This is a genomic window from Microbispora rosea (assembly GCF_044460045.1).
GTDB classification, from domain to species: domain Bacteria; phylum Actinomycetota; class Actinomycetes; order Streptosporangiales; family Streptosporangiaceae; genus Microbispora; species Microbispora rosea.
In genome coordinates this window covers 414174-439950 of record NZ_JBITJO010000001.1, presented here as the reverse complement: position 1 = coordinate 439950, position 25777 = coordinate 414174, and the positions used below count along the sequence as shown (strand labels likewise).

Annotated in this window: 30 protein-coding genes and 1 tRNA gene; 12 read left to right on the top strand and 19 right to left on the bottom strand. The window is 71.6% G+C overall.

What is annotated here, in order from left to right:
* The first annotated feature begins 28 nt into the window (after positions 1 to 28).
* On the top strand, positions 29 to 1396 hold the full coding sequence (gene dnaB / locus ACIBK1_RS02065) for a replicative DNA helicase (RefSeq protein ID WP_030508627.1): 1368 nt from the start codon (positions 29 to 31) through the stop codon (positions 1394 to 1396).
* Between the two features lie 34 nt (positions 1397 to 1430).
* Here the strand turns inward: dnaB and ACIBK1_RS02060 are convergent, their stop codons facing one another.
* On the bottom strand, positions 1431 to 1985 hold the full coding sequence (locus ACIBK1_RS02060; RefSeq protein WP_387067586.1) for a PadR family transcriptional regulator: 555 nt from the start codon (positions 1983 to 1985) through the stop codon (positions 1431 to 1433).
* A gap of 94 nt (positions 1986 to 2079) precedes the next feature.
* Between ACIBK1_RS02060 and ACIBK1_RS02055 the strand changes: the two genes are divergently transcribed.
* Both ACIBK1_RS02055 and ACIBK1_RS02050 read left to right on the top strand, forming a co-directional pair.
* Positions 2080 to 2637: a hypothetical protein gene (locus tag ACIBK1_RS02055; protein ID WP_076439839.1), complete on the top strand. Its 558-nt coding sequence runs from the start codon at positions 2080 to 2082 to the stop codon at positions 2635 to 2637.
* Between the two features lie 14 nt (positions 2638 to 2651).
* The gene (locus ACIBK1_RS02050; RefSeq protein WP_387067589.1) at positions 2652 to 3971 is read left to right on the top strand and encodes a carotenoid oxygenase family protein; all 1320 of its coding nucleotides are present in this window, start codon (positions 2652 to 2654) and stop codon (positions 3969 to 3971) included.
* Positions 3972 to 4107: 136 nt separating this feature from the next.
* Here ACIBK1_RS02050 and ACIBK1_RS02045 read toward each other — a convergent pair whose 3' ends face one another.
* Entirely contained in the window at positions 4108 to 4479 is a 372-nt protein-coding gene (locus tag ACIBK1_RS02045; protein WP_396731641.1) for a hypothetical protein, read from the bottom strand.
* A gap of 68 nt (positions 4480 to 4547) precedes the next feature.
* On the opposite strand from ACIBK1_RS02045, the gene ACIBK1_RS02040 reads away from it, so the two are divergent.
* Positions 4548 to 5105 carry a TetR/AcrR family transcriptional regulator gene (locus tag ACIBK1_RS02040; RefSeq protein ID WP_159454856.1) on the top strand — a complete coding sequence of 186 codons (558 nt, stop codon included), beginning with the start codon at positions 4548 to 4550 and terminating at the stop codon, positions 5103 to 5105.
* A gap of 71 nt (positions 5106 to 5176) precedes the next feature.
* On the opposite strand, the gene ACIBK1_RS02035 is transcribed toward ACIBK1_RS02040, so the two are convergent.
* The 5 genes from ACIBK1_RS02035 to ACIBK1_RS02015 form a co-directional block, all read right to left on the bottom strand.
* Positions 5177 to 5911: a metallophosphoesterase gene (locus ACIBK1_RS02035; protein ID WP_076439831.1), complete on the bottom strand. Its 735-nt coding sequence runs from the start codon at positions 5909 to 5911 to the stop codon at positions 5177 to 5179.
* Positions 5912 to 6007: 96 nt separating this feature from the next.
* Positions 6008 to 6460: an SRPBCC family protein gene (locus ACIBK1_RS02030; RefSeq protein ID WP_239105219.1), complete on the bottom strand. Its 453-nt coding sequence runs from the start codon at positions 6458 to 6460 to the stop codon at positions 6008 to 6010.
* 82 nt (positions 6461 to 6542) lie between these two features.
* Entirely contained in the window at positions 6543 to 7334 is a 792-nt protein-coding gene (locus tag ACIBK1_RS02025; RefSeq protein WP_030508635.1) for a helix-turn-helix domain-containing protein, read from the bottom strand.
* Between the two features lie 79 nt (positions 7335 to 7413).
* Positions 7414 to 8163, bottom strand: a complete 750-nt coding sequence (locus ACIBK1_RS02020) for an ABC transporter permease (protein WP_076439827.1) — start codon at positions 8161 to 8163, stop codon at positions 7414 to 7416.
* Positions 8160 to 9047, bottom strand: a complete 888-nt coding sequence (locus ACIBK1_RS02015) for an ABC transporter ATP-binding protein (RefSeq protein ID WP_076439825.1) — start codon at positions 9045 to 9047, stop codon at positions 8160 to 8162. The genes ACIBK1_RS02020 and ACIBK1_RS02015 overlap by 4 nt, the downstream gene beginning before the upstream one ends.
* A 132-nt stretch (positions 9048 to 9179) precedes the next feature.
* Between ACIBK1_RS02015 and ACIBK1_RS02010 the strand changes: the two genes are divergently transcribed.
* From ACIBK1_RS02010 to dnaN, 3 genes are all read left to right on the top strand, one after another.
* A complete protein-coding gene (locus ACIBK1_RS02010) occupies positions 9180 to 10679 on the top strand; it encodes a sensor histidine kinase (protein WP_396731634.1) in 1500 nt (499 codons plus the stop codon).
* Positions 10670 to 11317 carry a response regulator transcription factor gene (locus tag ACIBK1_RS02005; protein WP_030508639.1) on the top strand — a complete coding sequence of 216 codons (648 nt, stop codon included), beginning with the start codon at positions 10670 to 10672 and terminating at the stop codon, positions 11315 to 11317. Before ACIBK1_RS02010 ends, ACIBK1_RS02005 begins: the two co-directional genes overlap by 10 nt.
* Before the next feature lie 67 nt (positions 11318 to 11384).
* Positions 11385 to 12476 (top strand): DNA polymerase III subunit beta, encoded by a 1092-nt coding sequence (gene dnaN / locus ACIBK1_RS02000; RefSeq protein WP_396731631.1) that lies wholly within the window; start codon positions 11385 to 11387, stop codon positions 12474 to 12476.
* 90 nt (positions 12477 to 12566) lie between these two features.
* Here dnaN and ACIBK1_RS01995 read toward each other — a convergent pair whose 3' ends face one another.
* The 6 genes from ACIBK1_RS01995 to upp form a co-directional block, all read right to left on the bottom strand.
* Complete coding sequence (locus ACIBK1_RS01995) at positions 12567 to 13256, bottom strand: FadR/GntR family transcriptional regulator (RefSeq protein WP_030508641.1); 690 nt, start codon at positions 13254 to 13256, stop codon at positions 12567 to 12569.
* Between the two features lie 99 nt (positions 13257 to 13355).
* Complete coding sequence (locus ACIBK1_RS01990) at positions 13356 to 14678, bottom strand: helix-turn-helix domain-containing protein (RefSeq protein WP_036406927.1); 1323 nt, start codon at positions 14676 to 14678, stop codon at positions 13356 to 13358.
* Between the two features lie 138 nt (positions 14679 to 14816).
* Positions 14817 to 15347 (bottom strand): PH domain-containing protein, encoded by a 531-nt coding sequence (locus ACIBK1_RS01985; protein ID WP_030508643.1) that lies wholly within the window; start codon positions 15345 to 15347, stop codon positions 14817 to 14819.
* The gene (locus ACIBK1_RS01980) at positions 15344 to 15520 is read right to left on the bottom strand and encodes a hypothetical protein (RefSeq protein WP_156080953.1); all 177 of its coding nucleotides are present in this window, start codon (positions 15518 to 15520) and stop codon (positions 15344 to 15346) included. Before ACIBK1_RS01980 ends, ACIBK1_RS01985 begins: the two co-directional genes overlap by 4 nt.
* A 75-nt stretch (positions 15521 to 15595) precedes the next feature.
* Positions 15596 to 15814, bottom strand: a complete 219-nt coding sequence (locus tag ACIBK1_RS01975; protein ID WP_030508644.1) for a hypothetical protein — start codon at positions 15812 to 15814, stop codon at positions 15596 to 15598.
* Between the two features lie 175 nt (positions 15815 to 15989).
* Positions 15990 to 16628 carry a uracil phosphoribosyltransferase gene (upp, locus tag ACIBK1_RS01970; protein ID WP_076439819.1) on the bottom strand — a complete coding sequence of 213 codons (639 nt, stop codon included), beginning with the start codon at positions 16626 to 16628 and terminating at the stop codon, positions 15990 to 15992.
* 138 nt (positions 16629 to 16766) lie between these two features.
* On the opposite strand from upp, the gene ACIBK1_RS01965 reads away from it, so the two are divergent.
* The 4 genes from ACIBK1_RS01965 (at position 16767) to ACIBK1_RS01950 (ending at position 18387) form a co-directional block, all read left to right on the top strand.
* Positions 16767 to 17255, top strand: coding sequence for a tRNA adenosine deaminase-associated protein (locus tag ACIBK1_RS01965; protein ID WP_030508646.1), 489 nt, complete (start codon positions 16767 to 16769; stop codon positions 17253 to 17255).
* A gap of 15 nt (positions 17256 to 17270) precedes the next feature.
* Complete coding sequence (locus ACIBK1_RS01960; RefSeq protein ID WP_030508647.1) at positions 17271 to 17753, top strand: tRNA adenosine deaminase-associated protein; 483 nt, start codon at positions 17271 to 17273, stop codon at positions 17751 to 17753.
* A gap of 32 nt (positions 17754 to 17785) precedes the next feature.
* On the top strand, positions 17786 to 18241 hold the full coding sequence (gene tadA / locus ACIBK1_RS01955) for a tRNA adenosine(34) deaminase TadA (protein WP_396733102.1): 456 nt from the start codon (positions 17786 to 17788) through the stop codon (positions 18239 to 18241).
* 61 nt (positions 18242 to 18302) lie between these two features.
* Positions 18303 to 18387 (top strand) — tRNA-Ser (locus tag ACIBK1_RS01950).
* A 79-nt stretch (positions 18388 to 18466) separates the two neighbouring features.
* Here ACIBK1_RS01950 and ACIBK1_RS01945 read toward each other — a convergent pair.
* The 4 genes from ACIBK1_RS01945 to ypfJ all read right to left on the bottom strand — a co-directional run bounded on the left by ACIBK1_RS01945 (position 18467) and on the right by ypfJ (position 22295).
* Entirely contained in the window at positions 18467 to 19669 is a 1203-nt protein-coding gene (locus tag ACIBK1_RS01945) for a tetratricopeptide repeat protein (protein WP_396731628.1), read from the bottom strand.
* Positions 19663 to 20991: an ATP-binding protein gene (locus tag ACIBK1_RS01940; protein ID WP_076439816.1), complete on the bottom strand. Its 1329-nt coding sequence runs from the start codon at positions 20989 to 20991 to the stop codon at positions 19663 to 19665. The genes ACIBK1_RS01945 and ACIBK1_RS01940 overlap by 7 nt, the downstream gene beginning before the upstream one ends.
* Before the next feature lie 94 nt (positions 20992 to 21085).
* Entirely contained in the window at positions 21086 to 21382 is a 297-nt protein-coding gene (locus ACIBK1_RS01935; protein WP_030508651.1) for a type II toxin-antitoxin system VapB family antitoxin, read from the bottom strand.
* A gap of 55 nt (positions 21383 to 21437) precedes the next feature.
* Complete coding sequence (gene ypfJ, locus ACIBK1_RS01930; protein ID WP_030508652.1) at positions 21438 to 22295, bottom strand: KPN_02809 family neutral zinc metallopeptidase; 858 nt, start codon at positions 22293 to 22295, stop codon at positions 21438 to 21440.
* 133 nt (positions 22296 to 22428) lie between these two features.
* On the opposite strand from ypfJ, the gene ACIBK1_RS01925 reads away from it, so the two are divergent.
* Positions 22429 to 23967, top strand: a complete 1539-nt coding sequence (locus ACIBK1_RS01925) for a dolichyl-phosphate-mannose--protein mannosyltransferase (protein ID WP_396731624.1) — start codon at positions 22429 to 22431, stop codon at positions 23965 to 23967.
* Positions 23968 to 23975: 8 nt separating this feature from the next.
* Here ACIBK1_RS01925 and ACIBK1_RS01920 read toward each other — a convergent pair whose 3' ends face one another.
* Both ACIBK1_RS01920 and ACIBK1_RS01915 read right to left on the bottom strand, forming a co-directional pair.
* Positions 23976 to 24833 carry an MBL fold metallo-hydrolase gene (locus ACIBK1_RS01920; protein ID WP_030508654.1) on the bottom strand — a complete coding sequence of 286 codons (858 nt, stop codon included), beginning with the start codon at positions 24831 to 24833 and terminating at the stop codon, positions 23976 to 23978.
* Between the two features lie 10 nt (positions 24834 to 24843).
* Positions 24844 to 25692, bottom strand: coding sequence for a LysR family transcriptional regulator (locus ACIBK1_RS01915; RefSeq protein ID WP_396731621.1), 849 nt, complete (start codon positions 25690 to 25692; stop codon positions 24844 to 24846).
* Positions 25693 to 25777 lie beyond the last annotated feature (85 nt).

The following is a 25777-nucleotide window of genomic DNA, read 5'->3' as shown; positions in this document are numbered from 1 at the left end:
CTGTGACCGCTGGGCAGGGGGTGTGAGGGTGAGCGTGCTCGACTTCCCGGGGGGACCGGGAGGCTCCGATTCGACGTTCGAGCGGACGCCACCGCACAACATCGAGGCCGAGCAGTCGGTGCTGGGCGGCATGCTGCTGTCCAAGGACGCCATCGCCGACGTCATCGAGGTGCTGCGCGCCGACGACTTCTACCGGCCGGCCCACCAGATCGTCTTCGAGGTGATCACCGACCTGTACGGCCGGGGCGAGCCCGCCGACTCGGTGACCGTCTTCGACGAGTTGCAGAAGCGCGGCGAGGTCGCCCGGGTCGGCGGCGGCGCCTACCTGCACACGCTGACCGTGATCGTGCCCACCGCGGCGAACGCCGGCTACTACGCCAAGATCGTCCGGGAGCAGGCCGTCCTGCGCCGCCTCATCGAGGCCGGCACCCGCATCGTCTCCTACGGGTACGGCGGCCAGGGCGAGGAGGTCGACGACCTGGTCGACCGCGCGCAGGCCGAGATCTACAAGGTCACCGAGCGCCGCACGTCCGAGGACTACCTCCCGCTCGCGGAGATCATGCCGTCGGCGCTGGACGAGATCGAGGCCATCGGCAGCCGTGGCGGCCAGATGGTCGGCGTCCCGACCGGCTTCCAGGATCTCGACGCCCTGACCAACGGCCTCCACCCCGGCCAGATGATCGTCGTCGCCGCCCGTCCCGCAATCGGAAAAAGCACATTGGGTCTGGATTTCGCCCGATCTGCGGCGATCAAGCATGGGATGACCACGGTCGTCTTCTCGCTGGAGATGTCGCGCAACGAGATCACCATGCGTCTGCTGTCCGCCGAGGCGCGGGTGGCGCTGCACACGATGCGCTCGGGCATGATGAGCGACGACGACTGGACGCGGATGGCCCGCCGGATGGGCGAGGTCGCCGAGGCGCCGCTGTTCATCGACGACTCCCCGAACATGTCGATGATGGAGATCCGGGCGAAGTGCCGCCGCCTGAAGCAGCGCCACGACCTGCGCTTCGTGATCGTCGACTATCTCCAGCTGATGAGCTCGCCCAAGAAGACCGAGAGCCGCCAGCAGGAGGTCTCGGAGCTGTCCCGTGCCCTGAAGCTGCTGGCCAAGGAGCTGGAGGTGCCGGTCATCGCGATCTCCCAGCTCAACCGTGGTCCCGAGCAGCGTACGGATAAACGCCCACAAGTGTCAGACCTGCGTGAATCGGGCTCCATCGAGCAGGACGCCGACATGGTCATCCTGCTGCACCGGGAGGACGCGTACGAGCGGGAGTCGCCGCGCGCGGGCGAGGCGGACCTGATCGTGGCCAAGCACCGAAACGGCCCCACGGCCACGGTCACCGTGGCCTTCCAGGGCCACTACAGCCGCTTCGTGGACATGGCCACGCACTGACGCCGGGACACGCGTACGACCGCGTCGGAAGTCGTCACTCCGCCGCGGACTGCCCGGCCTTCTCCTGGTCCAGCGCCGCCACCCGTCCGGCGGCCCACTGGGCCCAGTCGCGCTGCGCGGCGGTCAGGCGCAGGCCCCACTCAAGCGCGATGTCGCCGTACAGCCGCAGCGCGTCGTCGCCCTGGCCGATGACGAACTCGCGGATGCCGAGGAGCTGGTCGTGCTCGTGGACGGCCCGGTCGGCCAGCCGCTCCAGGTAGCCGCGGGCGGCGTCGCTGCCGACCTGATCGAGGAAGAAGACCCGCAGCAGCATGTCGCTGCGCCGGCTCATGGTGGGCGGCACCTCGACCAGCCAGTGGTGCAGCTCGGCCCGGCCCTCCTCGGTGATCTCGTATTCCTTACGCCCGCGTGGGCCCTCCGCCGCGACCTCCACCAGCCCTTCCTTGGCCAGCCGGCCGAGCTCGGCGTAGAGCTGGCTCTGGGTCGCGGGCCAGACGTTCTCCAGCGACAGTTCGAAGGTCTTCAGCAGGTCGTAACCGCTGGCGGGCCCGGCCGACAGGAGGCCGAGCATGGCATGACGAAGGCTCATGGTCCGATCCTACATTCCTGTGTTGACATGTCGCTAGTGGAGGTTCTACTTTCGACATGTCACTTATGGAACGTCGAATCGAAGGAACCCCCCGGTGCTCCGCTACGTCCTCACCTTCCTCCCGTGGATCGCCTTCGCCGTTCTCAGCACGAACGGCGAGGCCAGGTTCGGAGCCGCGGCCGCGCTCCTCGTCTCGCTCGTGCTGCTCGCCATCGACCGCCGGGCGGGGCGCGGCTGGGACGAGATGGTCATCGAGCTCAGCTCGGGGGTGTTCTTCGCCGGTCTGACGCTCGCCGCGTTCACGGTCACGCCGGCGCCCTTCGGCGAGTACGGCCCGGCCGTCTCGGTGGCCTGGCTGGCGCTCACCGCCTGGGGGTCGCTGGCCGTCCGCAAGCCGTTCACGCTGGGCATCGCCCGCCGGACGACCCCGGCCGCGGTGCAGGCGACCCCGCTGTTCTACCGGGTCAACGCCGTCATCACCGCCGTGTGGGCGGTGGGCTTCACCCTCAACGCCGTCGGCCTCGCCCTGCTGCTCGCGTTCGCCCCGCACGCCACCGTCGCGATCATCGCGGTGAAGGTCTGCGGCTTCGCGCTCCCCGCGCTGTTCACCATCCGCTACCCCCAGATCGTCCGCGCACGCTACGCCGCCTGAAGGGAACCACCGAGATGAGTGCCTCCTACCTGACCGGCCGTCTCGCCCCCGTCCCCGACGAGATCGACGCCGTCGACCTGCCCGTCGAGGGCACGCTGCCGCCCGAGCTCACCGGCCGCTACTTCCGCAACGGCCCCAACCCCCGCCCGGGGGAGGACGGCGGGCACTGGTTCGTCGGCCACGGCATGATCCACGGCATCCGGCTGCGCGACGGGCGGGCCGAGTGGTACCGCAACCGGTGGGTCCGCACCAAGCGCCTCGCCGGCGCGCCGTACGTGCACGAGCGCGGCGTGGACCTCGCGGCCGTGCCCGCCAACACCCACGTGATCCGGCACGCCGACAAGATCCTCGCGCTCGTGGAGAACGGCCTGCCGTACGAGATGACGCCGGAGCTCGGCACGGTCGGCCCCTGCGACTTCGGCGGGCGGCTCGCCACCGCGATGACCGCGCACCCGAAGGAGGACCCGATCACCGGGGAGCTGCACTTCTTCGGGTACGGCTGGGCCGAGCCCTACCTCACCTATCACCGGCTGTCGGCCGACGGCGAGCTGGTGGAGACCCGGCCGGTGGACGTGCCGGGTCCCACCATGGCCCACGACTTCGCGATCACCGAGCACCACGTGGTGTGGCTCGACCTGCCGGTCGTCTTCGACTTCGACCTGGTGGGCCGCGGCATGCCGTACCGGTGGGACGACGCGTACGGCGCGCGGCTGGGCGTGATGCGCCGCGGCACCGGCGAGGTGCGGTGGTTCGATGTCGACTCCTGCTACGTCTTCCACGTGGGCAACGCGAGCGAGGACGAGCACGGGCGCGTCGTCGTCGACGCGGTGCGCTACTCGCCGGGGGCGTTCTGCGGCTTCTGGCCGACCATCGGCGGCGTGGCCAACCCGGCCGCCCACACCGGCGGCGCGGCCCTGCACCGCTGGACGCTCGACCCCGCCACGGGCGTCGCGCGCGACGGGCAGCTCGACGACCTGGACGTCGAGTTCCCCACGATCAACGAGACGCGCACCGGCCTGACCAGCCGTTACATTTACGCGGTGAGCAAGGGCGCGATCGTGAAGTACGACACCGCGAACGGCGCGAGCCGGGCCCACCAGACGGGCGAGCGCTCGCCGGGCGAGGCCGTGTTCGTCCCCGCCGCGGGCGCCAGGGCCGAGGACGAGGGCTGGCTGTTGTCGATCGCGACCACCGAGCACGGCGCCGAGCTGCTGGTGCTCGACGCGTCGGACCTGGCCCGGGTGGCGTCCGTACGGCTGCCGCGCCGGGTGCCGGCCGGGTTCCACGGCTCGTGGATCCCGGACGAGGTTCCCGGCGACGTCCTCGGCGCGTGAGCCGTACGGACGCGCACTGGGGTCAGACCCGGGTGACCCGGACGGCGTCGGCCACGACGCAGCCCGTGCCGGAGGTCCAGCGGCTGACGCCGACGGCGTTGTAGGTGCCGGCGTGCGCTCCTGGCTCGACGGAGTACTAGGCGGTACGACCGAGCTGGTGGATGCGTCGCACCCGGCCGTCGTCGGCGACGTCGCCGATCAGGATCCAGTCGATCATCACGTGCCCGCGCTTGCGGTGCTCCGTTATGAGGCGGCAGCGTGCGGCGAACTCGTGGCCGCTGACGAAGAGGTCGTCGATTCGCATCTCGATGGAGGTGACGTTCTTGCGTGCCGGGGCCGCATGGCCGACCAGTTGGCCGCGGGTGAGCGTTGTGCCGTCGGTTACCCAGACCGCGTCGGCGGTCATGGTGCGGTCCACGATCCGCTCGGGGTCTTCGTCGGAAAGGGCCATGTCGCGGGTGTAGTCGATCAGAAGACGGCGTGCCGCCCGCTCAGTTATCTCTGACATGGTTGTCAGCATTAGGGTGGTGGTTATGGTTGTCAACCGTGTCAGATATAAGGCGGCGGCGTCAGCGGGTGGAGGTCGTCCGCAACCGTGACGCGCTGGTGTCGGCGGCGATCCGGGTTCTCGCCCAGCACCCAGAGGCGAGCATGGCGGAGATCGCATCCATGGCCGGTGTGACGCGGCAGACCGCGTATGTCCACTTCGGGACCCGCGAGGCGCTCCTTGCGGCGGTGCGTGACGAGCTGAGCCGCCGTGCGTTCGCCGTGCTGGACGCCGCTGATCTCGAGGCAGGTACCGCCACCGAAGCTCTCGGCCGTTTTCTCACCGCAGCCGGAACGCTGCTGACCGAGCAGGCGGCAGTCGGTCATGGGGATGCCACCCAGGAGGAAGACGCGTCGCATCACCTGCCGGTCGAGGAGAGCTTGGAGAGCCTGATCCGTCGCGGCCGCGACAGCGGCGAGTTCGCGACCGACCTGGACACCGGCTGGTTGGTCGCGGCGACGATCGCGCTCGGCCATGCCGCCGACCGTCACATCCGCGCCGGCCGCTTGGACGCACGGGGGGCGGCCAGGCACTTCCGGGCCTCGGTGATGCGCTTGTGCGGCGCCGACGATCCTGACCCCGTGTAACGCGCGATGCGCGTTGGTGCCGCAGGTGGGAGCGCCGTGGATTTGCGTCGTGCCTGGCCGGGGGCACCCGGCTAGGGCACGGGGCGGTAGTGGGTGGTGATCCGGCCGTCGTCCAGCACGTGGAGGGCGATGGCCGGCGGCAGGTCGTAGTCGACCGGAGGGCGCGCCGAGGTCTCGGACGGCAGCAGCACGGTGCTGACCACCCCCGGCGCGACCAGCAGCGGCAGCCCGGCGAACGTCGTCGCCGCCGCCGTGTGGGCGTGCCCGGCCAGCACCGCGACGGCGTGCGGATGGCGGCCCAGGACCTCCGCCAGCCCCTCCGGCCGCCCGAGCCGGATGCCGTCCACGTACGGGATGCCGAGCGCGACGGGCGGGTGGTGCATGCCGACGAAGGCGGGGACGCCGGGCGTGGCGGCGAGCACGGAGTCGAGCCAGGCCAGGGTGTCGTCGGACAGCGCGCCGTCCGGGCGGCCGGGGATGCTGGAGTCGCACAGCGCGATCGTCGCGTGGTCGAGGTTGAGCGCCTGGTTGACCGGGTGGTCGCCGTCCTGCTCCAGCAGGACCTTGCGGAGATCGCCGCGCGCGTCGTGGTTGCCCGGGCACAGCACGAGCGGCACGTCGTCGCCGGCGATCAGCTCGCGGACGGTCTCGTACTCCTCCACCGCGCCGTGGTCCGCCAGGTCACCGGTGAGCACGATCGCGTCGGGCCGCAGTGACCGCGCGTAGGTGAGCGCGCGTGCGGCGCGCGAGGTGTTCCGCTCGCTTCCGTCGATGTGGATGTCGCTGACGTGCGCCAGCACGAGCATGTGATACCTCCGGGGCGGAAGGGGAACTCCAGCTTCTCACGCAAGGCCGCGTTGCATCGGCGGGAAACCGGCCGGAGCGTGCCTGCCGGAGTCCGTTCACGAACCGTGCGCAGACCGCGCGGACAGCCGTTCGGCGAGGATCCGGGCCCTGGCGAGCTGCACCTTGCGCGCCTGGCCCGCCGCGAACCCCATGACGAGCCACGAGGCGCTCAGGTCGAGCCGGTCGTCCACCCGCGTGCCGCCGGCCTCCGGGGACATGTCGAAGCGGTAGCCCATCCGGACGCCGCCGGGGCTGCGCACCTCGCCCCGCACGGACAGTCTCTCGGCGGTGCGCTCGGTCAGCAGCGTGACGGCGATGGGGTTGTCGTACTTCAGGCCGAGGAAGCGGAACCGCTCGACCGAAACGTAGCGCACCACCCCCGGCTCGGACCGGTCGACATCCCGGACCGCCACCACGAGCGGTGACAGGCCGATGTAACTGTCCGGCGTCGTGAGGTGCGCGAACACCTCCTCCGGCGCGGCGTCCACGTGGAACGTGTTTTCCAGCACCCGTGCGGCCACCCCGGTCCCCTCCCCTGATCCTTTTGCGGGAATTGTGGCAGGGCCGTATCGCTGCACGGACGCCGGATGATCACGAAGAGGTGTCGCGGAGGAAGGCCGCCGTCGCCGCGTCGGCCGGGTAGAACGACTCGATGGCCAGCTCGGAGACCGTGATGTCGAGCGGGGTGCCGAAGGTGGCCACGATGCTGAAGAACGACAGCTCCCGCCCGGCCCGCCGCACCCGGAGCGGCACGAGGATGTCACCGGGGCCGGGCAGCTCCACCTCGGGTTCGGGCTGGTCGCAGGGGTATTCGCGCAGTTCGGCGTACAGCTCGGCGAGCTGCGGATCGGTGGTGAGCGTGATCTGCCGCCGCAGCCGGCCGAGCAGGTGCGCCCGCCACTCGCCCAGGTTGACGATGTGCGGGGCGAGCCCCTCGGGGTGCAGGCTTCCCCGCAGCACGTTGCCGAGCAGGTCGGGGTCGATGCCCTCCGCCAGCAGCCCGATGCCGTCGTTGGCGTCGACGAGGTTCCAGAGCCGGTCCACCACCACGGCCGGGTAGGGATCGTGGGCCGACAGCAGCCGCCGGATCGCGTCGTACACCGCCGCCATCTGCGGCGAGGCGAGCGGGGACTCGCCGTAGACGGGGGCGTAGCCCGCGGCCAGCAGCAGGTGGTTGCGCTCGCGGAGCGGAAGGTCGAGGTGCTCGGAGAGATGGAGCACCATGTCCCGGCTCGGCGTGGACCGGCCGGTCTCCAGGAAGCTGATGTGCCGGGTGGAGATCTCCGCGCGGTTGGACAGATCCAGCTGGCTCATCCGCCGGTGCTCGCGCCACTGACGCAGGAGCTCACCGAACGGCCGCTGATAGGGCGTTGCGACGGTCACGTCCTGGACGCTATCGGGTCGCCGATCGGCCCGGCGATTACCTCCGAGGTAGCCGCCGGGCCGTCCGTACCCGCATCGATCACTCCCAGCGGAACAGCCGGGCCGCGACGAGACCGGTGGCCAGCGCCCAGCCCGCCAGTACGGCGAGGTGGAGCGGCTGGGGGGCGTGCCCGCCCAGGGCGTCCATCAGCCCCTGCCCGAAGGCGCCGGTGGGCGTGAAGTCGCTGATCCGGCGCAGGATTTCGGGCATCAGCGGCCGGGGCAGCCACATCCCGGCGAGGAACAACAAGGGGAACATGAGGGTCGAGCCCACCCCCTGGACGACCCGGGAGCTCGGCGCGACGGCGGCCAGCAGCAGCCCGATGGCGAGGACGGTGAGCGTGCCGAGGACGAAGACCGCCACGAACGCCAAGGGGGAGCCCGGCAGCGGCACCCCGAGGACCAGGTGACCCAGCACCAGCGTCAGCGTGGTGGCGACCACGGACACGACCACGTTGATCAGCAGTTGGGCGGACAGCAGCGCGCCCGGCCGCACCGGCGTGGTGGACAGCCGCCGCAGCACGCCGCGCTCCCGGTAGATCACGAGGCTGCTCGGCAGCACGCTGAGCCCGAGCGTCACGACCGACAGCAGCACCATCATCGCCGTGAAGGGCGCGTCCACGAACCGCTGCCCGCCCAGCGACGGATCCGCGTCCCGGAAACCGGGGATCGTCAGGCCCAGCGCCAGCAGCAGTCCCACCGGCAGCACGATCGCGAAGAACACCGCCATCGGCTCGCGGAGGAAGAGCCGGGCCTCCACGGCCGCGAGCTTTCCGAAGGACTTCGTCATGACTCCTCCTTGCCGGTGAGGGATTCGGCGGTGAGAACGAGGAACGCGTCGTCGAGGGAGGTGCGCTCCATGCGCAGGCCCCGCGTCCTGGACGGGGGCAGCACGGCGGCCACGGCGCTCAACAGGTCGCCGGTGCCGGTGACGGTGACCTCCGTGCCGTTCCTGTCGGCAACGGTGACCGACGCCACCTCGGGCAGCGCCCGCAGGCCGTCGACGGGATCGTCGGTGTGGAAGATCAGGCGCTGCTCGCCGCCGGCGCGGGCGACCAGTCCGGCGGGGGTGTCCACCGCCCGGACCCGCCCCCGGGAGATGACCGCGACCCGGTCGCACAGGCGCTCCACCTCCTCCATGAAGTGGGTCACGAGCAGGATCGTGACGCCGCGCTCCCTGATCCGGGCGATCAGCTCCCAGGTCTCGCGGCGGGCGCGCGGGTCGAGGCCGGTGGTGAGCTCGTCGAGTATCGCGACGCGCGGGCTGCCGACCAGCGCGAGCGCGACCGACAGCCGCTGGCGCTGCCCGCCCGACAGCTTCCCGAAGGGCGCGCGGAGGTCGAGCCCGGCCTCCGCGGCCAGGGCCCGCCAGTCGGCCGGCCGGGAGTAGAACGAGGCGTAGAGCGCCAGCGCCTCCCCGACCCGGATCTTGTCGGGCAGCGAGCACTCCTGGAGCTGCACGCCGACCTGTTCCTTCAGGTCCGCGTCCACGGTGACCGTGCCCGCGGTGGGGGTGCGCAGCCCCGCGACGCACTCGACCGTCGTCGTCTTGCCCGCTCCGTTGCGGCCCACGATGCCGAAGACCTCGCCCTCCTTCACGGAGAACGACACGTCCTCGACCGCGACCCGCGTTCCGTACGTCTTGCGGAGGTGGTCCACGGTGATGATTGCCATGCCGACGACGCTAGGAATCTGGCGGGCGGCCCGGAATGCGGCTGCGGACCCGATGGGGGTGCACTTTCCTCCACCCCCATCGGGCGGCTTCGCCCACTGTGCCCACCCGGCGTCAGCGCCCAGACTGAACACATGGCCTCAGCTCGCTCGACCCTCACCGCCCTGGCCCGGAGCACCGCCCTCGCCGGCCTCGCCCTGCTGGGCCTGGCCGCCGGCCTGGCGATGCTCGTGGCGGTGATGCTCACCTTCCTGGTCGGCCTGGTGTTCGTCTTCCCGCCGGCCGTACGGTTCGCGCGGGCCGTGACCCGGCGGCAGCGCGGGCTGGCCGCCCGCTGGTCGGGCGTGCCGATCGACGACCCGTACCGGCCCGCGCCGCCCCCGCCGATCCCACAGGCCGACGGCTGGTATCGCGACGGCCGCACCCTCTACAGGAAGCCCACGATCCCGGCCTTCAACAAGCGGTGGAACTGGATGACCAAGGACCCCGCCACCTGGCGGGACCTCGCCTTCCTGGTCTCCGCGCCGTTGGCCGGCGGATTCGTGGCCGCCGCTCCGCTGCTGGCGGTCGCGTACGGCGTCGCGTGGGCGGCCGGGGGCAACCCGGCGATGGGCGCGGTCTGGATCCTGCTCGCGGTGATCGTCGCGCCCTGGTACGCGCCGTGGGCCGTGCGCCTGCACGGCCAGGTCGCCGCCGCGCTGCTGGGGCCCACGGAGAAGGCCAGGCTCGCCCAGCGGGTCACCCGCCTCGACGCCGCCCGCACCGAGGCCGTCGACTCCCAGGCCGCCGAGCTGCGCCGGATCGAGCGTGACCTGCACGACGGCGCGCAGGCCCGCCTGGTGGCGATCGGCATGACGATCGGCGCGGCCGAGCAACTGCTGGAAAGCGACCCGCGGGCCGCCCGGGCGCTGCTCGGCAAGGCGAGGGAGGCGTCGGCGACCGCGTTGCAGGAGATCCGGCGGCTGGTGCGCGGCATCCATCCCCCGGTGCTGGCCGAGCGCGGCCTCGGCGACGCCGTACGCGCCCTCGCCCTGGACAGTCCGCTGCGCGTCCACGTCACCGTCGACCTGCCCGAGCGGGCCTCCGCGCCGCTGGAGTCGGCGGCGTACTTCGCGGTGAGCGAGCTGCTGGCCAACGCCGCCAGGCACGGCGACGCGACCGAGGCGTGGGTGGACGTGAGCGCGCAGGGCCCGGCGCTGCGCGTGACGGTGACCGACGACGGCCACGGCGGCGCGGACCCCGAGCGCGGCACCGGCCTGCGCGGCATCGAGCGCAGGCTCGGGGCCTTCGACGGCGTCCTCGCGGTGAACAGCCCGGTGGGCGGCCCGACCACGGCCGTCATCGAACTTCCCCGGGCGTTCCGGACGAGGCCGGCGCCGACGACCCCGTGGCGCTACTTCGGCCGCCTGTGCTGGGCGCTGTGGCCGATCGCGCTGTTCCCGCAGGGACTGGTCGCGATGGTGTTCAAGCTGGTGGGGTCGCCGGTGAAGTCCTGGTTCCTGGCCCTGTACATGCCCGGGCCCTTCCAGTGGCCGGCCATCGTCGGCATGATTCTGCTCGGCGGCGGCCTGCTGGCCGTCGCGCTGGCGACGACGGTGCGGACCAGGGAAACGGAGGGCGGCGGGTGCGCGTAGTGCTGGCCGAAGACCTCCACCTGCTGAGGGAGGGCCTGGTCGCCCTGCTGCGCGCGCACGGCTTCGAGGTGGTCGCGGCGGTCGAGTCCGGCCCCGAGCTGCTCACCGCGCTCGTGGGGGAGCGTCCCGATGTGGCCGTCGTGGACGTGCGGCTCCCGCCGACCTTCACCGACGAGGGGCTGCAGGCCGCTCTGGCCGCGCGGCGGCAGGTGCCGGGCCTGCCGGTCCTCGTGCTCTCCCAGCACGTCGAGCAGCTGTACGCCAGGGAGCTGCTGGCCGACGGGTCCGGCGGCGTCGGCTACCTGCTGAAGGACCGGGTGTTCAACGGCGAGCAGTTCGTCGACGCCGTACGCCGGGTCGCGGCCGGCGGGACGGCCATGGACCCCGAGGTGATCGCCCGGCTCCTGGCGAGCAACGCGCGAAACGAACCGCTCGGCCGCCTCACCCCCCGGGAGCGCGAGGTGCTGGAGCTGATGGCCGAGGGCAGGTCGAACGCCGCCATCGGGCAGCGGCTGTTCCTCAGCGACAGCGCGGTGGGCAAGCACACGGCGAACATCTTCACCAAGCTCGGCCTCGCGGCCTCCGACGACGACAACCGCCGCGTGCTGGCCGTGCTCGCCTTCCTCAACAGCAAGTAGCACCGCCGGGATTGTCGGTGCGGGCCGCTACGTTGGGAGCGAGTCGTGGCACAGGCAGGAGGTCGGGATGAAATTCCAGGTGAACCGCGACGTGCTCGCCGACGCGGTGGCGTGGGCGGCCCGGGTGCTGCCCGCCCGGCCCGCCGTGCCCGTCCTCGCGGGCCTGCTGCTGGAAGCGGGAGACGATCTGCGGGTGTCCGCCTTCGACTACGACGTCTCGGCCCGTGCCGACGTCGAGGCCGATGTCGCCGAGCCGGGGCGGGTGCTGATTCCCGGCAAGGTCCTGGCCGAGATCACCCGGAGCCTGCCCGCCCGGCCCGTCGAGATCGTCAGAAGCGGCTCGGAGGCGGTGCTCACCTGCGGCAGCGCGGAGTTCGGGCTGATCACGATGCCGGACGAGGACTTCCCCGCGATTCCGCCGATGCCGCCGAAGGTCGGCGCCGTGGGCGGCGGCGCGTTCGCCACCGCTGTCGGGCAGGTGGCCGCCGCCGCGAGCCGCGACGACACGCTGCCCATGCTGACGGGCATCCGCGTGGACATCGAGGGCACGCGGATGTCGATGGCCGCGACCGACCGCTACCGCATCGCCGCCGCCGAGTTCCTGTGGCATCCCGAGCGGGAGGACGCGCAGCACGGCGTGGTCGTGCCGGCGCGGGTGCTGGTCGAGGTGGCCCGATCGCTGCGGGGCGGCGAGGTGGCGATCGGCCTGGGCGACAACGTGGCGGGTTTCGAGAGCCAGGGACGCACGACGACCGTGCGGCTGCTGGACGACCAGTTCATCGACTACCGGTCCCGGCTGACCTCAGAGTGGACGATCCACGCGGACGCCGAGGTGGGACCGTTCGTGGAGGCCGTCAAGCGCGTCGTGCTGGTCGCCGAGCGCAACGCCGCGGTCCGGTTGTCGTTCTCCCAGGGACAGGTGCTGATCCAGGCCGGAGGCGGTGACATCGGCAGGGGCGCGGAGGTCGTCGAGGCCGAGCTGGCGGGTCCGGACATCCAGATCGCCTTCCAGCCCCACTTCCTGCTCGACGGGCTGGCGGGGGTCGAGACCGGGCGGGCGCGCCTCCACATGGACTCGCCGACCCGTCCCGCGCTGATCACCGACGAGGGCGAGGACCCTGGTTTCCGTTACCTCGTCATGTCCCTGCGGCTCGGCTGAGCACGCTCGCCTGACCGCGTGCCCACCTGATCGAGCCCCGCGGGTGCCGTTCGCGCGGCCCCGCCGGGCAGTGGGGTTTCGGGGCGGGGCTCAGGAGGGGATGGCGGCGGAGTCGGTGAGGGCGATGAGGATGTGCTCCATGCACGCGTGACCGGCCCGCTCGGCCGCGGTGGCGTCGCCGGCGACGATCGCGCGCACGATCGCGTCGTGGGGAATGTAGTTCTGCTCCAGGGAGCCGCCGGCCGCCGCGATGCTCGCCCGCAGCGCCGCGGAGAAGTCGCTGTAGAGGTCGATCAGCACCCTGTTGTGCGTGGCCTCGACGACCGCCACGTGGAAGGCGAGGTCGGCCTCGACGAACGCGTCGGGGTCGCCGCCCGACCATGCCTTCTCGCGCGCGGCCAGCGCGGCCTCGATCGACGCGACGTCCCCGCCGGTCCGTCGCGTCGCCGCGAGCCGGGCCGCCTCGACCTCCAGGGCGCGCCGGACCTCCAGGATCTCCAGCTGCTCGGCCGCGCGCAGCCGCCTGGCCATCGCACCCGACAGCTCGCTGGTGGCCCGCACGTACGTGCCATCGCCCTGTCGGCACTCCAGCAGTCCGGCGTGCGTCAGCGCGCGGACCGCCTCACGGACCGTATTCCTGCCGACCCCGAGGTGCTCGGCGAGCACCGTCTCGGTGGGAATCTTGGCATTCATCTGCCAGGAGCCGGAGGTGATCTGCTCCTTGAGCTGGTCGATCACCTGGTCCACGAGAGACGCCCGCTGCGCCGTCCGCAGGCTCACGTCAGCCTCCTTTGGGTTGCCAATCATCCGATGATGGAATGAGTGGTAGACCCTCATTATTCCAGAGCCTCCAGAACAAGTCCGGAGCCCCAGGGGAGGCTATCGAGCGAGCACCGTCGTGGTCATGGAGCCCGGTATGTTCACGCGGATTCCGACCGCTTCCAGGGCTCTACGATATGCCCCTGACTGCCGGTCGAGGGCACCGGCCTGTCCCCACAGGTCGCCGAGCATGCGCCAGGCCCGGGCGGTCTCCCGGTCGGGCGCCTCGTCGTCCAGCAGGTCGTGAGCACGACCGAGCGCGGCAGCCGGATCTTGGGACCGTGCCAACGCGATCTCGGCCAGGACCATGTTTGCGGTCGCCGCGGTGGTCCCCTTGGCGCCGTCCAATAGATCCAGTGCCTCACCGGCGAGTGCGGCTGCGGATTCCGCGTCTCCGGTCCGGAATCGTACGAAACCCAGCACCACAAGGCTCCGTGCGTGGTTCTGCCGCTCGGCCGGGAAGCCCGCGAAGACGTCCACCGCGGACTTCGCCAGGTCGTTGGCTCGATCCAAATCGGCACCTTCGGGATCCGCCGCGGTGATGCGAGCCCAGTGCATCGCGATGCGCGCACGGCGCACGGCGATCCGGGCCGGACGGCCCGCCGCGAGGGCGTCCTCGGCGAGCTGCACGGCCAGCGCCGAGTCCTCGCCTTCGGCCGCCGTGACGCTGGCCTGCCACAGCGCGAGGATCTCCGTGCTGCGGTCGCTCGCGTGCGCCGGACCCGCGGCCGACAGCACCCGCTCGACGTACGGCAGGCCGGTCTCGACCTCCACCAGCGCCAGCGCCAGTTCGACGGCCAACTCGCCCTCGATCACGCCGAGCCGGTCGATCTGGCCGAGCGCCTGGGCGCCGAGGTCGCGCGCCCGCAGCCGGTCGCCGGCCCGCTGGTAGCAGCGGCACAGCGCCACCGTCAGCGGCAGGTCGGCGAGGCGCTCGGGGTGCGCGGCGGCCTCGCGGCGCAGCCGCTCGTACGCCTCGACGGCCCGGCCGATGCGGCCCTGGGCCTCCAGCGCCCGCGCCACACCGAGGCGTGCGTGGGCGGCCAGCATGGCGTTGTCCTCACCCGCCGCCTTGACGATCTCGCCGAAGCGGTCGGCCGCCACGGCGGGATCGCCGTGATACAGCTCGAGCTCGGCATGTCGCAGGCCGAGCTCGGTGTCGATGCGCTGCCGGGGTTCTATCCCGTGGAGCAGGAACTCGGTGGTGCAACCGAGCCGCTCGGCGAGTAACCGGGCAACGACCGGTGTGGGCGTCCGCTTTCCGGACTCAATGAGTGAGACGTAACTGTCGGACAGGTCGGGTCCGGCCAACTGGGCCTGTGACATGCGCCTGCTCAACCGCAATCCGCGGACGCGGTCGCCGATGGTTCCCTGACTCGGCATCTGGTCTCTCAGGGCGGGGGAAGGGTCAATAGTGTCGCCATAATGGCACGAAGCGACCGAATCGTGTAACCCTCCGTCAAGAATCACGACGGTGAAGGTTCGATCACGGTGTCGAGATATCGGACGGTGGACCGTCGGTCAGTCGTCGTCTCCGTCCTTGCTGGGGAAGATCATCTGACAGACCTCGAGGTACAACGTCTCCGGATAGGGGATGTGGGGGACGGTGCGCAGGGCCTGATCCTGGCCGGCCGACTCCATCACGAACTCGCCGTAGCCGAGCATGCGGCCGAGGAGCGAGCGCTGGAAGCTCATGTCGGTGACCTTGCTCAGGGGCATCATCGCGACCTTGCGCGTGATGAGGCCCGTGGTGAGAAGCATGCGCTGGGAGGTGACGACGAAGTAGTCGACCGACCACTCCGCGACCTTCCAGACGAATCGAACCAGCAGGAGGAGCCAGGCCCACCAGACGAGGGCGAGGGCCTGGCTCGCGCCGTTGTCGCTCAGGAACTTGCTGAGGACTCCGGCGAGGATGAGGCCGCCGAAGATCTCGGCGATAGGGCGCAGGAGGACGGCGGGGTGACGCCGGACCATGATGACTTGTTGTTCGTGGGGGAGGAGGTAACGGTTGACCGACGACGGGGCCGAGTCCCCGTGGGTCACAAGTCTCATGTCAGGGTGGCGAAGAACTGCGCCATCGAGTCGGCCGCGCTGATGATTCCGTTGAAGGCCCCGTGGACCGTCTGAGCCGCGTCAGTCGGTCTCGTGAGCAGGTAGAAGCCCGCCGACACGATGAGCGTCCACTTGATGACTTTCTTCGCCTGCACCGCCGTCACCACTCCCATGACCAATACATTACCCAGACGCCCCGTTTGGTAAAGCGGCTAATCGCCAACGGGTTTTCGTGATCGTGACGGCCGTCAGCCCCGCTCCGCCGCGGCGGTCGCCAGGACCCGCAGATGCTTGCGGGCGATGCGCTCGACCAGTGCGGGGTGCGCGTGTCCGGTGACCTCGATGGCGCCGTGGTGGGCGGCCTGAACGCACCGGGTCACCGTCGCGGGAGGATGCACCTCCGCGAACTCGTCCCTGAGCAGGGCCTCGAGCTGTTCGTAGTGCTCGTCGGCCGAATGCTGGATCATCGCTCTCCCTGGTGGCGCGCCGCTCGCGAGAGCGCGAGGTGACGTCGTCATCACACTGAGTACCCTACTGGGCGCGCAGTGTAACCAGAGGTGAGATAGGGACGGACCACGCGGAAAGGAAGGGAAATCAGACCCCGGGGAAATCGCCCCCGGGGAGACGGGCGGCCGGCAGGAGTCAGACGACGCCGTACAGGCGGTCGCCGGCGTCGCCGAGGCCGGGCACGATGTAGCCGTTCTCGTTCAGCCGTTCGTCGAGGGCGGCCGTCACCACCCGGATCGGCCGGTCGCCGCCGCGGAACGCCTCGTCCAGGTACGCGATGCCCTCGGGGGCGGCCAGCAGGCAGATCGCGGTGACGTCCCGCGCGCCGCGGTCGAACAGGAAGTTGATCGCCGCGGCGAGGGTCCCGCCCGTCGCGAGCATCGGGTCGAGCACGTAGCACTGCCGGCCGGACAGGTCCTCCGGCAACCGCGTGGCGTAGGTCTGGGCCTTGAGCGTGGACTCGTCGCGGATCATGCCCAGGAAGCCCACCTCTGCGGTCGGCAGGAGCCGGGTCATCCCGTCGAGCATCCCCAGCCCCGCGCGCAGGATCGGCACCACGAGCGGCGCGGGGCGCGCCAGCCGTACGCCGTGGGTGGGGGTGAGCGGTGTGTCGACCGTCACGTCGGTGACCCGGACGTCTCTGGTGGCCTCGTAGGCGAGCAGCGTGACCAGCTCGTCGGCAAGGCGGCGGAACGTCGGCGAGTCGGTCCGCACGTCGCGGAGAGTGGTGAGCTTGTGGGCGACGAGCGGGTGGTCGACGACGAGGGTCTCCATGGGTAGAAAAGTTACCGTCTCCTGGGCAGACTCTCGACGTCGGCTGAGTCTTTGATCACGATTTGGAGTGAGCACCGTACGGTGTGACTCCGATTCTGCGACCATTGCCTGCGTGAAGAGCGCGCGGTGGGGAAGACGATGACAGACGTGGACACACTTGACTTCGCCATCGTCGTCTATCGCGAGGAGGACCGCTGGGAGGCGGAGATGCTCCCGGTGGCGCTCACCTCGGACCTGGACGGACTCATTCACGCCCTCCGCCAGACCCCCAGCATGGGGACCACGATTGGCATGGTCGCCGTAGGGGATGACTTCTTCGTGGCGTTACGGGTCTTCGGTGAGCAGGTGGACGTCTTCCTCTCGGACATCACGGCCGCCTGGGAGTGGCCGCTGGCGCAGCAGGTCCTCGAATACCTCGACGTGCCGGTGCCCGAGGAGGAGGAGCTCGACAGCGTGCTTCCCGCCGGGGACCTGTCCATCTTCGCCGACCTCGGGCTCGACGAGATGGAGCTGGGCGCGCTGTCCGGCGACCTCGATCTGCTGCCCGACGAGGTCCTGTCCAGCATCGCCGCGCGGCTGGGCTTCTCCCAGCCGTTCGAACGCGCCGTCGACGCCGCCATCGGCTGACCTGGGGAGACGGCAATGCCCTCCAGATCCAACCTCTTCTCCGCCGGTTTCGCCCGCATCGACGGCCGCTGGGCCGGCGCCGAGGTCGATCTCGGCGAGGCCGAGATCGCCGACGACCTCAGTGACGCCCTGCAGGAGGCCCTCGGGCTCAACGGCGACGAGCTCGCGCTCCTCTGCGTCGAGGTCGAGGACGAGTGGTTCGCGATCATCCGTTATGAGGACGACCTCGACCCCCGCGTGTTCATCTCCGACGCGCACGCCGTGCAGAACGACCCCCTGGGCGAGATCTTCGCCGAGCTGGCCGGCGTCGTGGTGGACAAGGACGCGCCCGACCTCGGCATCCGTCCCGTCGGCGACCTGGAGCTGCTCGGCGACTTCTCGCTGAGCGCGGAGGAGCTCGTGGAGCTCAGCATGGAGGAGGGCGTGCTGCCCGCCGACATCCTCTCCCTCATCGCCGAACGGCTCGGCTTCGCCGACGAGCTCGACCGGCTGCGGTGACCGGCTCGCCGCCGGACGCGTACGAGGCCGCCATGCGGCTGGCGCTGGCGGAGGCCGTACGAGCGGGCGGGCGCGGCGAGGTGCCGGTCGGCGCCGTCGTGCTCAGCCCGTCACGGCCCGGGTCGGGGGCGCCGGGAGAGGTGCTCGCCGCGGCGGGCAACGACCGCGAGGCGAGCGCGGACCCCACGGCCCACGCCGAGGTGCTCGCCCTGCGCGCGGCGGCGGCGCGGATCGGCGACTGGCGGCTGACGGGCTGCACGCTGGTCGTCACGCTGGAGCCCTGCACGATGTGCGCCGGGGCCGCGGTCCTCGCCCGGGTGGACCGCGTCGTGTACGGCGCGGTGGACGAGAAGGCCGGGGCCGCCGGATCGCTGTGGGACGTCCTGCGGGACCGCAGGCTCAACCACCGGCCCGAGGTGGTCATGGGCGTGCTGGCGGGCGAGTGCGCGGCCGTGCTGACCGAGTTCTTCTCGGGCCGCCGCACCTGAGCCGGCGGGCGGAAGAAAACGGATGCACGCGCAGTGGTGTTCGTCCGGTAAGCTGCTGCGCGGTGGAGTCGCCTAGTGGCCGAGGGCGCACGCCTCGAAAGCGTGTGTAGGGCAACCTACCGTGGGTTCAAATCCCACCTCCACCGCTCGACGTGAGAGCCGCCGATCCTGATCACAGGGGTCGGCGGCTTTCTTGCGTTCAGGGGTGCCGCCCGGCGCGGCCGGTCAGAGCGCGTTCGCCGCCCGGCTCCCGGCCAGCCGCCGTACGCCCGCCGCGACCCAGATGCCGGCCAGCCCGGCATAGGCGGTGAGCAGCGCGCCGGAGGGGGAGGACAGGAGCATCGCCAGGGCGGCGGCCAGTCCCAGGAGGATCGCCCAGCCGTACAGGACGGCCCGGCCCCGGGGTGCGCTCGTGTGCGCCGCCTCCTGCACGGGGGTGATCAGCGCCAGGACCGCCGCGCCGCCCATTCCCACGGCTTCCCGGGCGGTCGCCACGCCCGTCACGAGCAGCACCGCGCCGACGGCCAGCAGGCAGCAGCACACGAGGGCCACGCGGGCCTCCGTGCCCTCGAAGAGCAGCCGGGTGGCCCTGGCCCGGGCCAGGCGCAGGGTGGTGACCGCCTCGGCCACCCAGGCCGCCCAGTGCAGGAGCGCGATGAGGGCGAACAGGGCGATGACCGGAGGCACGACCGGCAGCAGGAACAGCATCCGCCACCCGCCGAAGAACGTGCCGCGCAGCCGCGCGAGCAGGCGATAGACGGGGTTGCGCAGCTTGAGCGCCGCCACCAGGAGGTCCCTGGCCTGGTCGAACCCCGGCGACAGGCGGAGCACCTCGCGGAACGCGCGGGCGGCCTCGCCGGGTGAGCCGAAGGCGAGCTGCGCGCGTCCGTACGCCAGGTGGGCCAGGGCGCTCTCGGGGTCGAGCCCCACGGCCCGCGCGGCGGCCTCCGTCGCCCCGGCGGCGTCGCCGAGCATGGTGAGGGCCACCGCGAGCAGGCTCGCCAGGTCGGCGTCCTCGGGCGCGAGGGCGAGCCCGTGGCGGGCCGCGTCGGCCGCCTGCGGCCACTGCTCGGCGTGGATGTGCACCCGGGCCAGCAGCTCCCAGGCCGGCGCGTGCTCGGGGGCGAGCTCCAGGCACGCCCTCGTGGCGTCGGCGGCCTCCCCGGGCCGGCCCGCCCGGTAGTACGCCTGACCAGCCACGTAGTGCGGGAACCAGTGGTCCGGCGCGAGCCGTACCGCCTCCGCGGCCTCGCCGATCGCCTCGCCCGGCCTCCGCTGCCGCGCCAGCGCCACCGCGAGGAAGGCGTGCCCGTTGACGTCCTGGGGGTCCTGGGCGAGCAGGCCCCGCAGCTCCCGCTCGGCCTCCACCGGACGGTTCAGCTCCAGCAGCGTCCGCGCCCGCTCAAGCGGTGCCGCGGCGGTCACCATCTGCCTCTGCTGCCCTTCTTGCCGTCGATCCAGGGCATCAGCTCGTCCCATGCGCCCGAGTCGTTGGCGTGCAGGACGTAGTTGCGCGCCGTCCCCAGCCACTCCTTCACGGCCGTCGGTTTCGTGCCCTGGGCCACGGCGAGCAGGTCGTGGGTCGTCAGCGGGAGGGGACGGCCCGCGCTGATCGACTGGCGCAGCTTGGTCTCCACCGCGCGGTCGACCACGCCCTTGAGGTCCGCGCCCACGAAGCCGTCCGTCACCTTCGCCACCGCGTCGTAGTCCATCTCGGCCAGCGGCTTGTCGCGGCACAGGATGCGCAGGATGGCGGCGCGGGCCGAGGCGTCGGGCGGGGGCACGAACACCATCTGGTCGAACCGCCCGGGACGCCGGAACGCCACGTCGATGTACCAGGGCGCGTTGGTGGCCGCCAGCACCAGGACGCCCTCGTTGGCGTTCTCCTCCACGCCGTCGAGCTCGGCCAGGAACTGGTTGACCAGCTGCCGGGTGTGCGCCTGCCGCATGTCGGAGCGGCGCGCGGCCAGCGCGTCCACCTCGTCGAAGAAGAGCACGCACGGCCGGTTGCGGCGGGCCATCTCGAACGTGGCCCGCAGATTGCGCTCGCTGGAGCCGATGTACATGTCGAGGATGTCGGCCAGCCCGACGCTGATGAACGCCGCGCCGAGCTCGCCGGCCGCGGCCCTGGCGAGGTGGGTCTTGCCCGCGCCGGGAGGGCCGTACAGCAGCACTCCGCCGCCCGCCCGCTTGCCGAACGCGGCGAACAGCTCGGGCTGCTGGACGGGGAGCAGGAGCTTCACCCGCAGCGCCTCCTTGACCGCCTCCATGCCGGCCACGTCGGCGAACGTGACACCGGAGCGCTCGGCGTTGTCCGGGGGTGTTTCGGGCGCGTGCGGCGTGGCGGGCTGGGGCGTCAGCCGGGCGGCGAGGTCGGGGTCGGCCAGCGAGGGATCACGGGAGACCGCGTCGTGATACCGGCGCGCCGCCCCCGCCACGTCGCCCTCGCCCAGCAGCGCCCTGGCGGCGAGCAACCCGGCGCGCGGCGCGTGGCCGGGAGCCGCCAGGAGCGGTTCCAGCGCCGACAGCGCGGGGCCGTACGCACTCTGCCGCACGAAGGCCTCCGCGAGACCGGCGATGACGTCCGGGTCCTGGGGTGACAGCACGAGGGCGGCGCGGAACTCGGCCTCGGCCTCGGCGAGGTAACCCTTGGTCAGAAGCTGCTCGGCGAGGTGGCGCCGCAGGGGAAGGTTGTCCGGAGACAGCCGAGCCGCCTCGCGGAGGGCGTGGAGTCCGGCGTCGTCGAGCACTGCCCGGCTCCCTTCTTTCTAGGGCTGGTCAAGTCAAATGACCGCAAGGCTACCGAAGCAGTCAGACACTTGATCTCGCCCAGGGAGCGTCCGGCTAGTCCTGGACCTCCAGCACGCGGGCGTGCAGCACCGAGCGCTGGTGGAGGGCGGCGCGCAGGGCGCGGTGCAGGCCGTCCTCCAGGTACAGCTCGCCCTTCCACTGCACCACGTGCGGGAACAGGTCGCCGTAGAAGGTCGAGTCCTTGGCGAGCAACGAGTGCAGGTCCAGCACCGCCTTCGTGGTGACCAGTGTGTCGAGCCGGACCTGCCGGGGCGGGATCTGCGCCCACTCGCGGGACGACAGTCCGTGCTCTGGATAGGGCCGTCCGTCACCGACCAACTTAAAGATCACGGTATGTAGTTTAGGAGACGACGCAAAGGTTCGCGCCCAAGGCCCTTTTCAGGTCTCAGATGCCCCCGGAGAAGGTGTCGCAGCGCGCGGGGTCGCCCGACGAGTAGCCGTTCGTGAACCACTTCTGCCGCTGGGCGGAGGTGCCGTGGGTGAACGCGTCCGGGTTGACGCTGCCCTGGGCCTGCTCCTGGATGTGGTCGTCGCCGACCGCCGCGGCGGCGTCGAGCGCCTCCTGGATGTCGGCGTCGGTGAACGGCTCGGCGTAGAAGCCGGTGTCCACCGCGTTCTTGGCCCACACGCCGGCGTAGCAGTCGGCCTGGAGTTCGAGCCGCACCGAGCCGCTCTCCGCGCCCTGGTCCTGGCCGACCCGGTTCATCGTGCCGAGCAGGTCCTGCGCGTGGTGACCGTACTCGTGGGCGATCACGTACGCCTGGGCGAACGGGCCGCCCTTGGCCCCGAACCGCGACTGCAGCTCGTCGAAGAACGACAGGTCCAGGTAGACGTGCTTGTCGGTCGGGCAGTAGAAGGGGCCGACGGAGGAGTCCGCGGCGCCGCAGCCGGTCTGCACCCCGCCGGAGAACAGCGTGGTCTTCGCCCCGGAGTACCCCTGGATCTGCTCGCTCCAGTATTTCTGGATGCTGTTCACGACGCCCACGACCCGGCACTTCTCCGACTGGTCGGCGTCGGCGCCGGTCTTGCACTGCGCGCTCAGATCGCTGGTCGGCTGAAGGCCGGCGGGGTCGTCGCCGCCGGTGATGTTGCCGGGGTTGACGCCGAAGATCAGGGCCACGATGAGGGCGATGATGCCGGCGGCTCCGCCGCCGACGGCCAGACCCCCGCCGCGGAACCCGCCTCCACGGCCGACGTCCTCGACCTGCGAGGCGTCGAGTTGCGCTCGGTCATCGAAATCCATCTGCGACGCTCCCAATGGAGTTGCCGGTGGTTGGCGGGGCTACTGCCCCGGATGACGGTGATCATGCGGGACGGTCGCCATGCCGGATCCGTCTTGCCCTGATCTTCGCGTTTTGCCGGGTTAGGATCACCGCGTGCCTCTGACCGCACTACCCCGGCTGGTGCCGCCGATGCCGGGCGGGCGGGGGTGGCTCGGCCCGCTGGCCGTGGCCGCTTTCGGGGGATTCCTCCGGTTCCATCGTCTCGATGTCCCGCAGGCGCTCGTCTTCGACGAGCTCTATTACGCCAAGGACGCCTACTCGCTGATCACGTTCGGGGTCGAGCGGCAGTTCGCCGACGGCGCCGACCAGGTGTTCGCCCGCGGCGGCACGGAGGTGTTCAAGGCGTGCGGGACGGTCGAGGAGTGCGCCGCGTACGTCGCCCACCCCCCGCTCGGCAAGTGGCTCATCGGCGCGGGAGAGTGGCTTTTCGGCGTCACGCCCTTCGGCTGGCGCTGCGTCGCCGCGCTCGCGGGCACGCTCAGCGTGCTGGTCCTGGCGCGGACCGCCCGCCGGATGACCCGCTCGACGCTTCTCGGCTGCCTCGCCGGTCTGCTGCTGGCGCTCGACGGCCTGCATCTGGTGTTGTCGCGCTCCGCGCTGCTCGACGTCTTCCTCATGTTCTGGGTGCTCGCGGGCTTCGCCTGCCTGGTCGCCGACCGCGACGCGGCCCGCGCCCGCCTGACGGAGTGGTATCGCACCTCCCCTCTGCACGGGCCGGCTCCACGGCTCGGCGCACGGCCATGGCGGCTGGCGGCCGGGGTGTGCCTGGGCGCGGCGACGGCGACCAAGTGGACCGGCCTGCTGTTCGTCGTGGCGTTCGGGATCATGACGCTCGTCTGGGACTGCGGGGCCAGGCGTGCCGTCGGTCTGCCCCGGCCCTGCCGGCAGGCGGCCCGCCTCGACTGGCCGCTCGGCCTCGCCTGGCTCGGCGCCGTGCCGGCCGTCGTGTACGTCGGGTCGTTCGCCGGATGGTTCGCCTCGGCCGGGGGATGGGGCCGCAACTGGGACCGCGCGACCGCGAACGGCTGGGCCTACTTCGTCTTCGACTCGCTTCGCTCGCTGGTGAGCTACCAGAGCCAGGTGTTCGGCTTCCACCAGGGGCTGAGCTCGCACCACGACTACCAGTCGGACCCGTGGACCTGGCCGCTGCTGCTGCGGCCGGTCGCGTTCTTCTACCGGTCGCCTGACGGCGCGTGCGGCGCCGCCTCCTGCTCGCAGGAGATCCTCGGGACCGGCACCCCGGTGATCTGGTACGGCGGGCTGCTCGCGCTGATCGCGATGGTGGTCCGCTATCTGCGGACCCGCGACTGGCGGGCGGGCGCCGTCCTGCTCGCCTACGGCGCGGGATGGCTGCCGTGGTTCTACTTCGCGCTGGCCGACGACCGCACGATGTACCTGTTCTACGCGCTCCCGGCGGTGCCGTTCATGGTCCTCGCGCTCGTGCTGGCGTGCGGGCTCGTCCTCGGGCCGCCGGGCGCGCCGGCCGTGCGGCGCTCCACGGGGGCGGCGGTGGTGGGCGCGTTCACGCTGCTCGCACTGGTGAACTTCTGGTGGCTGTCGCCCGTGCTCACCGCCGTGCCCGTGCCGTACGACGTCTGGCTGAGCCGCATGCTGCTGCGCGGCTGGATCTGATCGGATCGCTAGGCGTAGACGATGAAGTCGGGATGGACGTGGACGCCGGGCCGGCCGCCGATCTCCGCCACCGCGTCGCGGATCCGCCGCAGCTGCTCCACCGTCATCTGGAGCGGCGGCTCGTCCGGCTGATACGTGGTGCGGATCGGGTAGTCCTCGCCCGGCACACCGGTCATCTCGATGTGGCAGCCGAGAACGTGGGTGACGGGACGGGACTCGGCGAACTTCACCAGGCGGTCGATGGTCTGCTCGAACGCCGGCCAGTCGGCGACGTACAGCCGCCCGGGGTAGACGGTGTCACCGGTCAGGAGCAGGCCGGTGGCCCGATCGTAGAAGGTCACCGCCGAGCCGTGGTGCCCCGGGCTCGCCACCGCGTCCAGAACGCGGCCGCCCAGGTCGACGGTCCCGGGAACGTCGAGATCGCCGCCGAGCCCGAAGAACTCGCGTACGCGCTCCGCCGCGGGGTCCACGATCACCGTGTCCGGGCGGTCGCGGAACTGGCCGTCGCCCGCGATGTGGTCGCCGTGGCCGTGCGTGTGGGCGACGAGGAGCCCGTAGCCCTCGCGGGGGTGATCGGCCAGCCAGCGGTCCACGATCTCGTCCACCGTCCGGCGCAGCGGGAAGTACGCGGGTGAGGCGGTCGCGCCGGTGTCGAGCAGGAGGGCCCGGGCGTTCCCGAACATCAGGAACATGAAGGGCGCCTCGTAGTTGATCGCCTTGTTCTGCCGCAGGACGTACGTGTGCTCGTCATACCGGTGCACCTGGATGTCGGGGTCGGTGTTGTGCTTGGCCGACTCAGAGCCGTGGATCCACCGGACGTCGAGGTTTCCCGCACTCGGAATCGCCGGGAAGCAGATCTGTTCCATGCGCCCCAACCTAGAGACGGGTGGCGGCCCGGACCAGCGCGGCGACGGCCTGCGACCGGCTGTGCGGCGGCCAGGCGATCACCGTCGTCACCTCCGGGGCGTCCAGCACCGGCACCGCGGCGAGGCCGGAGGGCAGATAGGCCCGGGTCGACTCCGGCAGCACCGCCGCGGCCCGGCCGAGCGCGATCGTCTGAAGAAGCTGCGTATGATCGCGGACCTGCGGGCCTGGACCGTCCGGATAGGTGCCGTCGAGGCCGGGCCAGCGCGGCATCGGCAGTCCGGGCAGGGCGGTGATGTCGGCCGTCAGCACGTGCGCCCGGGAGGCCAGGGGATGCCGGGCGGGCAGGACCACGACCTGCCCTTCCGTGCGCAGCTCCTCGGTGTCGAACCCGGACGCCGAGTCGAACGGCCGGTGCAGCAGCGCCACGTCGGCCCGGCCGTCGCGCAGCAGCCGCTCCTGCTCGCCGGGCCCGCACAGGTGCACGTCGACGGCGACCGCACCCGGCTCGGCGGCGTACGCGTCGAGCAGCTTCGGCAGCAGTTCGCCGGCCGCCCCGGCCTTCGTGACGAGGACCAGGCCGGGGCTGCCCGTCGCGGCGAGCGCGGTGCGGCGGGTGCGGCGCTCGGCGGCCTCGACCGCGTCGAGGGCGGCCCGGCCCTCGCGCAGCAGCACCGACCCGGCCTCGGTCAGCGTGACTGAGCGGCTCGTGCGCTCCAGCAGCGTCACCCCGAGCCGCCGTTCGAGCTGCCCGATCGCCCGCGACAGCGGCGGCTGCGCGATCCCGAGCCGCTGCGCGGCCCGCCCGAAGTGCAGCTCTTCGGCGACGGTGACGAAGTACCGCAGCTCACGCGTCTCCATGCCGCCACGGTATCGCCGGAAGCCGGCGATCGATATCGGGGAGGTATCGATGCCCACCCAAATGGTGTTGGAGGTTTCGCGGCGG

Excerpts from the sequence above, each read along its gene's own strand:
- ACIBK1_RS02060 (WP_387067586.1), bottom strand. The coding sequence starts at position 1,985 with ATGAGCCTTCGTCATGCCATGCTCGGCCTCCTGTCGGCCGGGCCCGCC.
- ACIBK1_RS02050 (WP_387067589.1), top strand. The coding sequence starts at position 2,652 with ATGAGTGCCTCCTACCTGACCGGCCGTCTCGCCCCCGTCCCCGACGAG.
- ACIBK1_RS02045 (WP_396731641.1), bottom strand. The coding sequence starts at position 4,479 with ATGTCAGAGATAACTGAGCGGGCGGCACGCCGTCTTCTGATCGACTAC.
- ACIBK1_RS02035 (WP_076439831.1), bottom strand. The coding sequence starts at position 5,911 with ATGCTCGTGCTGGCGCACGTCAGCGACATCCACATCGACGGAAGCGAG.
- ACIBK1_RS02020 (WP_076439827.1), bottom strand. The coding sequence starts at position 8,163 with ATGACGAAGTCCTTCGGAAAGCTCGCGGCCGTGGAGGCCCGGCTCTTC.
- ACIBK1_RS02015 (WP_076439825.1), bottom strand. The coding sequence starts at position 9,047 with ATGGCAATCATCACCGTGGACCACCTCCGCAAGACGTACGGAACGCGG.
- ACIBK1_RS02010 (WP_396731634.1), top strand. The coding sequence starts at position 9,180 with ATGGCCTCAGCTCGCTCGACCCTCACCGCCCTGGCCCGGAGCACCGCC.
- dnaN (WP_396731631.1), top strand. The coding sequence starts at position 11,385 with ATGAAATTCCAGGTGAACCGCGACGTGCTCGCCGACGCGGTGGCGTGG.
- ACIBK1_RS01990 (WP_036406927.1), bottom strand. The coding sequence starts at position 14,678 with ATGCCGAGTCAGGGAACCATCGGCGACCGCGTCCGCGGATTGCGGTTG.
- ACIBK1_RS01985 (WP_030508643.1), bottom strand. The coding sequence starts at position 15,347 with ATGAGACTTGTGACCCACGGGGACTCGGCCCCGTCGTCGGTCAACCGT.
- ACIBK1_RS01980 (WP_156080953.1), bottom strand. The coding sequence starts at position 15,520 with ATGGGAGTGGTGACGGCGGTGCAGGCGAAGAAAGTCATCAAGTGGACG.
- ACIBK1_RS01975 (WP_030508644.1), bottom strand. The coding sequence starts at position 15,814 with ATGATCCAGCATTCGGCCGACGAGCACTACGAACAGCTCGAGGCCCTG.
- upp (WP_076439819.1), bottom strand. The coding sequence starts at position 16,628 with ATGGAGACCCTCGTCGTCGACCACCCGCTCGTCGCCCACAAGCTCACC.
- ACIBK1_RS01965 (WP_030508646.1), top strand. The coding sequence starts at position 16,767 with ATGACAGACGTGGACACACTTGACTTCGCCATCGTCGTCTATCGCGAG.
- ACIBK1_RS01960 (WP_030508647.1), top strand. The coding sequence starts at position 17,271 with ATGCCCTCCAGATCCAACCTCTTCTCCGCCGGTTTCGCCCGCATCGAC.
- tadA (WP_396733102.1), top strand. The coding sequence starts at position 17,786 with ATGCGGCTGGCGCTGGCGGAGGCCGTACGAGCGGGCGGGCGCGGCGAG.
- ACIBK1_RS01945 (WP_396731628.1), bottom strand. The coding sequence starts at position 19,669 with ATGGTGACCGCCGCGGCACCGCTTGAGCGGGCGCGGACGCTGCTGGAG.
- ypfJ (WP_030508652.1), bottom strand. The coding sequence starts at position 22,295 with ATGGATTTCGATGACCGAGCGCAACTCGACGCCTCGCAGGTCGAGGAC.
- ACIBK1_RS01920 (WP_030508654.1), bottom strand. The coding sequence starts at position 24,833 with ATGGAACAGATCTGCTTCCCGGCGATTCCGAGTGCGGGAAACCTCGAC.
- ACIBK1_RS01915 (WP_396731621.1), bottom strand. The coding sequence starts at position 25,692 with ATGGAGACGCGTGAGCTGCGGTACTTCGTCACCGTCGCCGAAGAGCTG.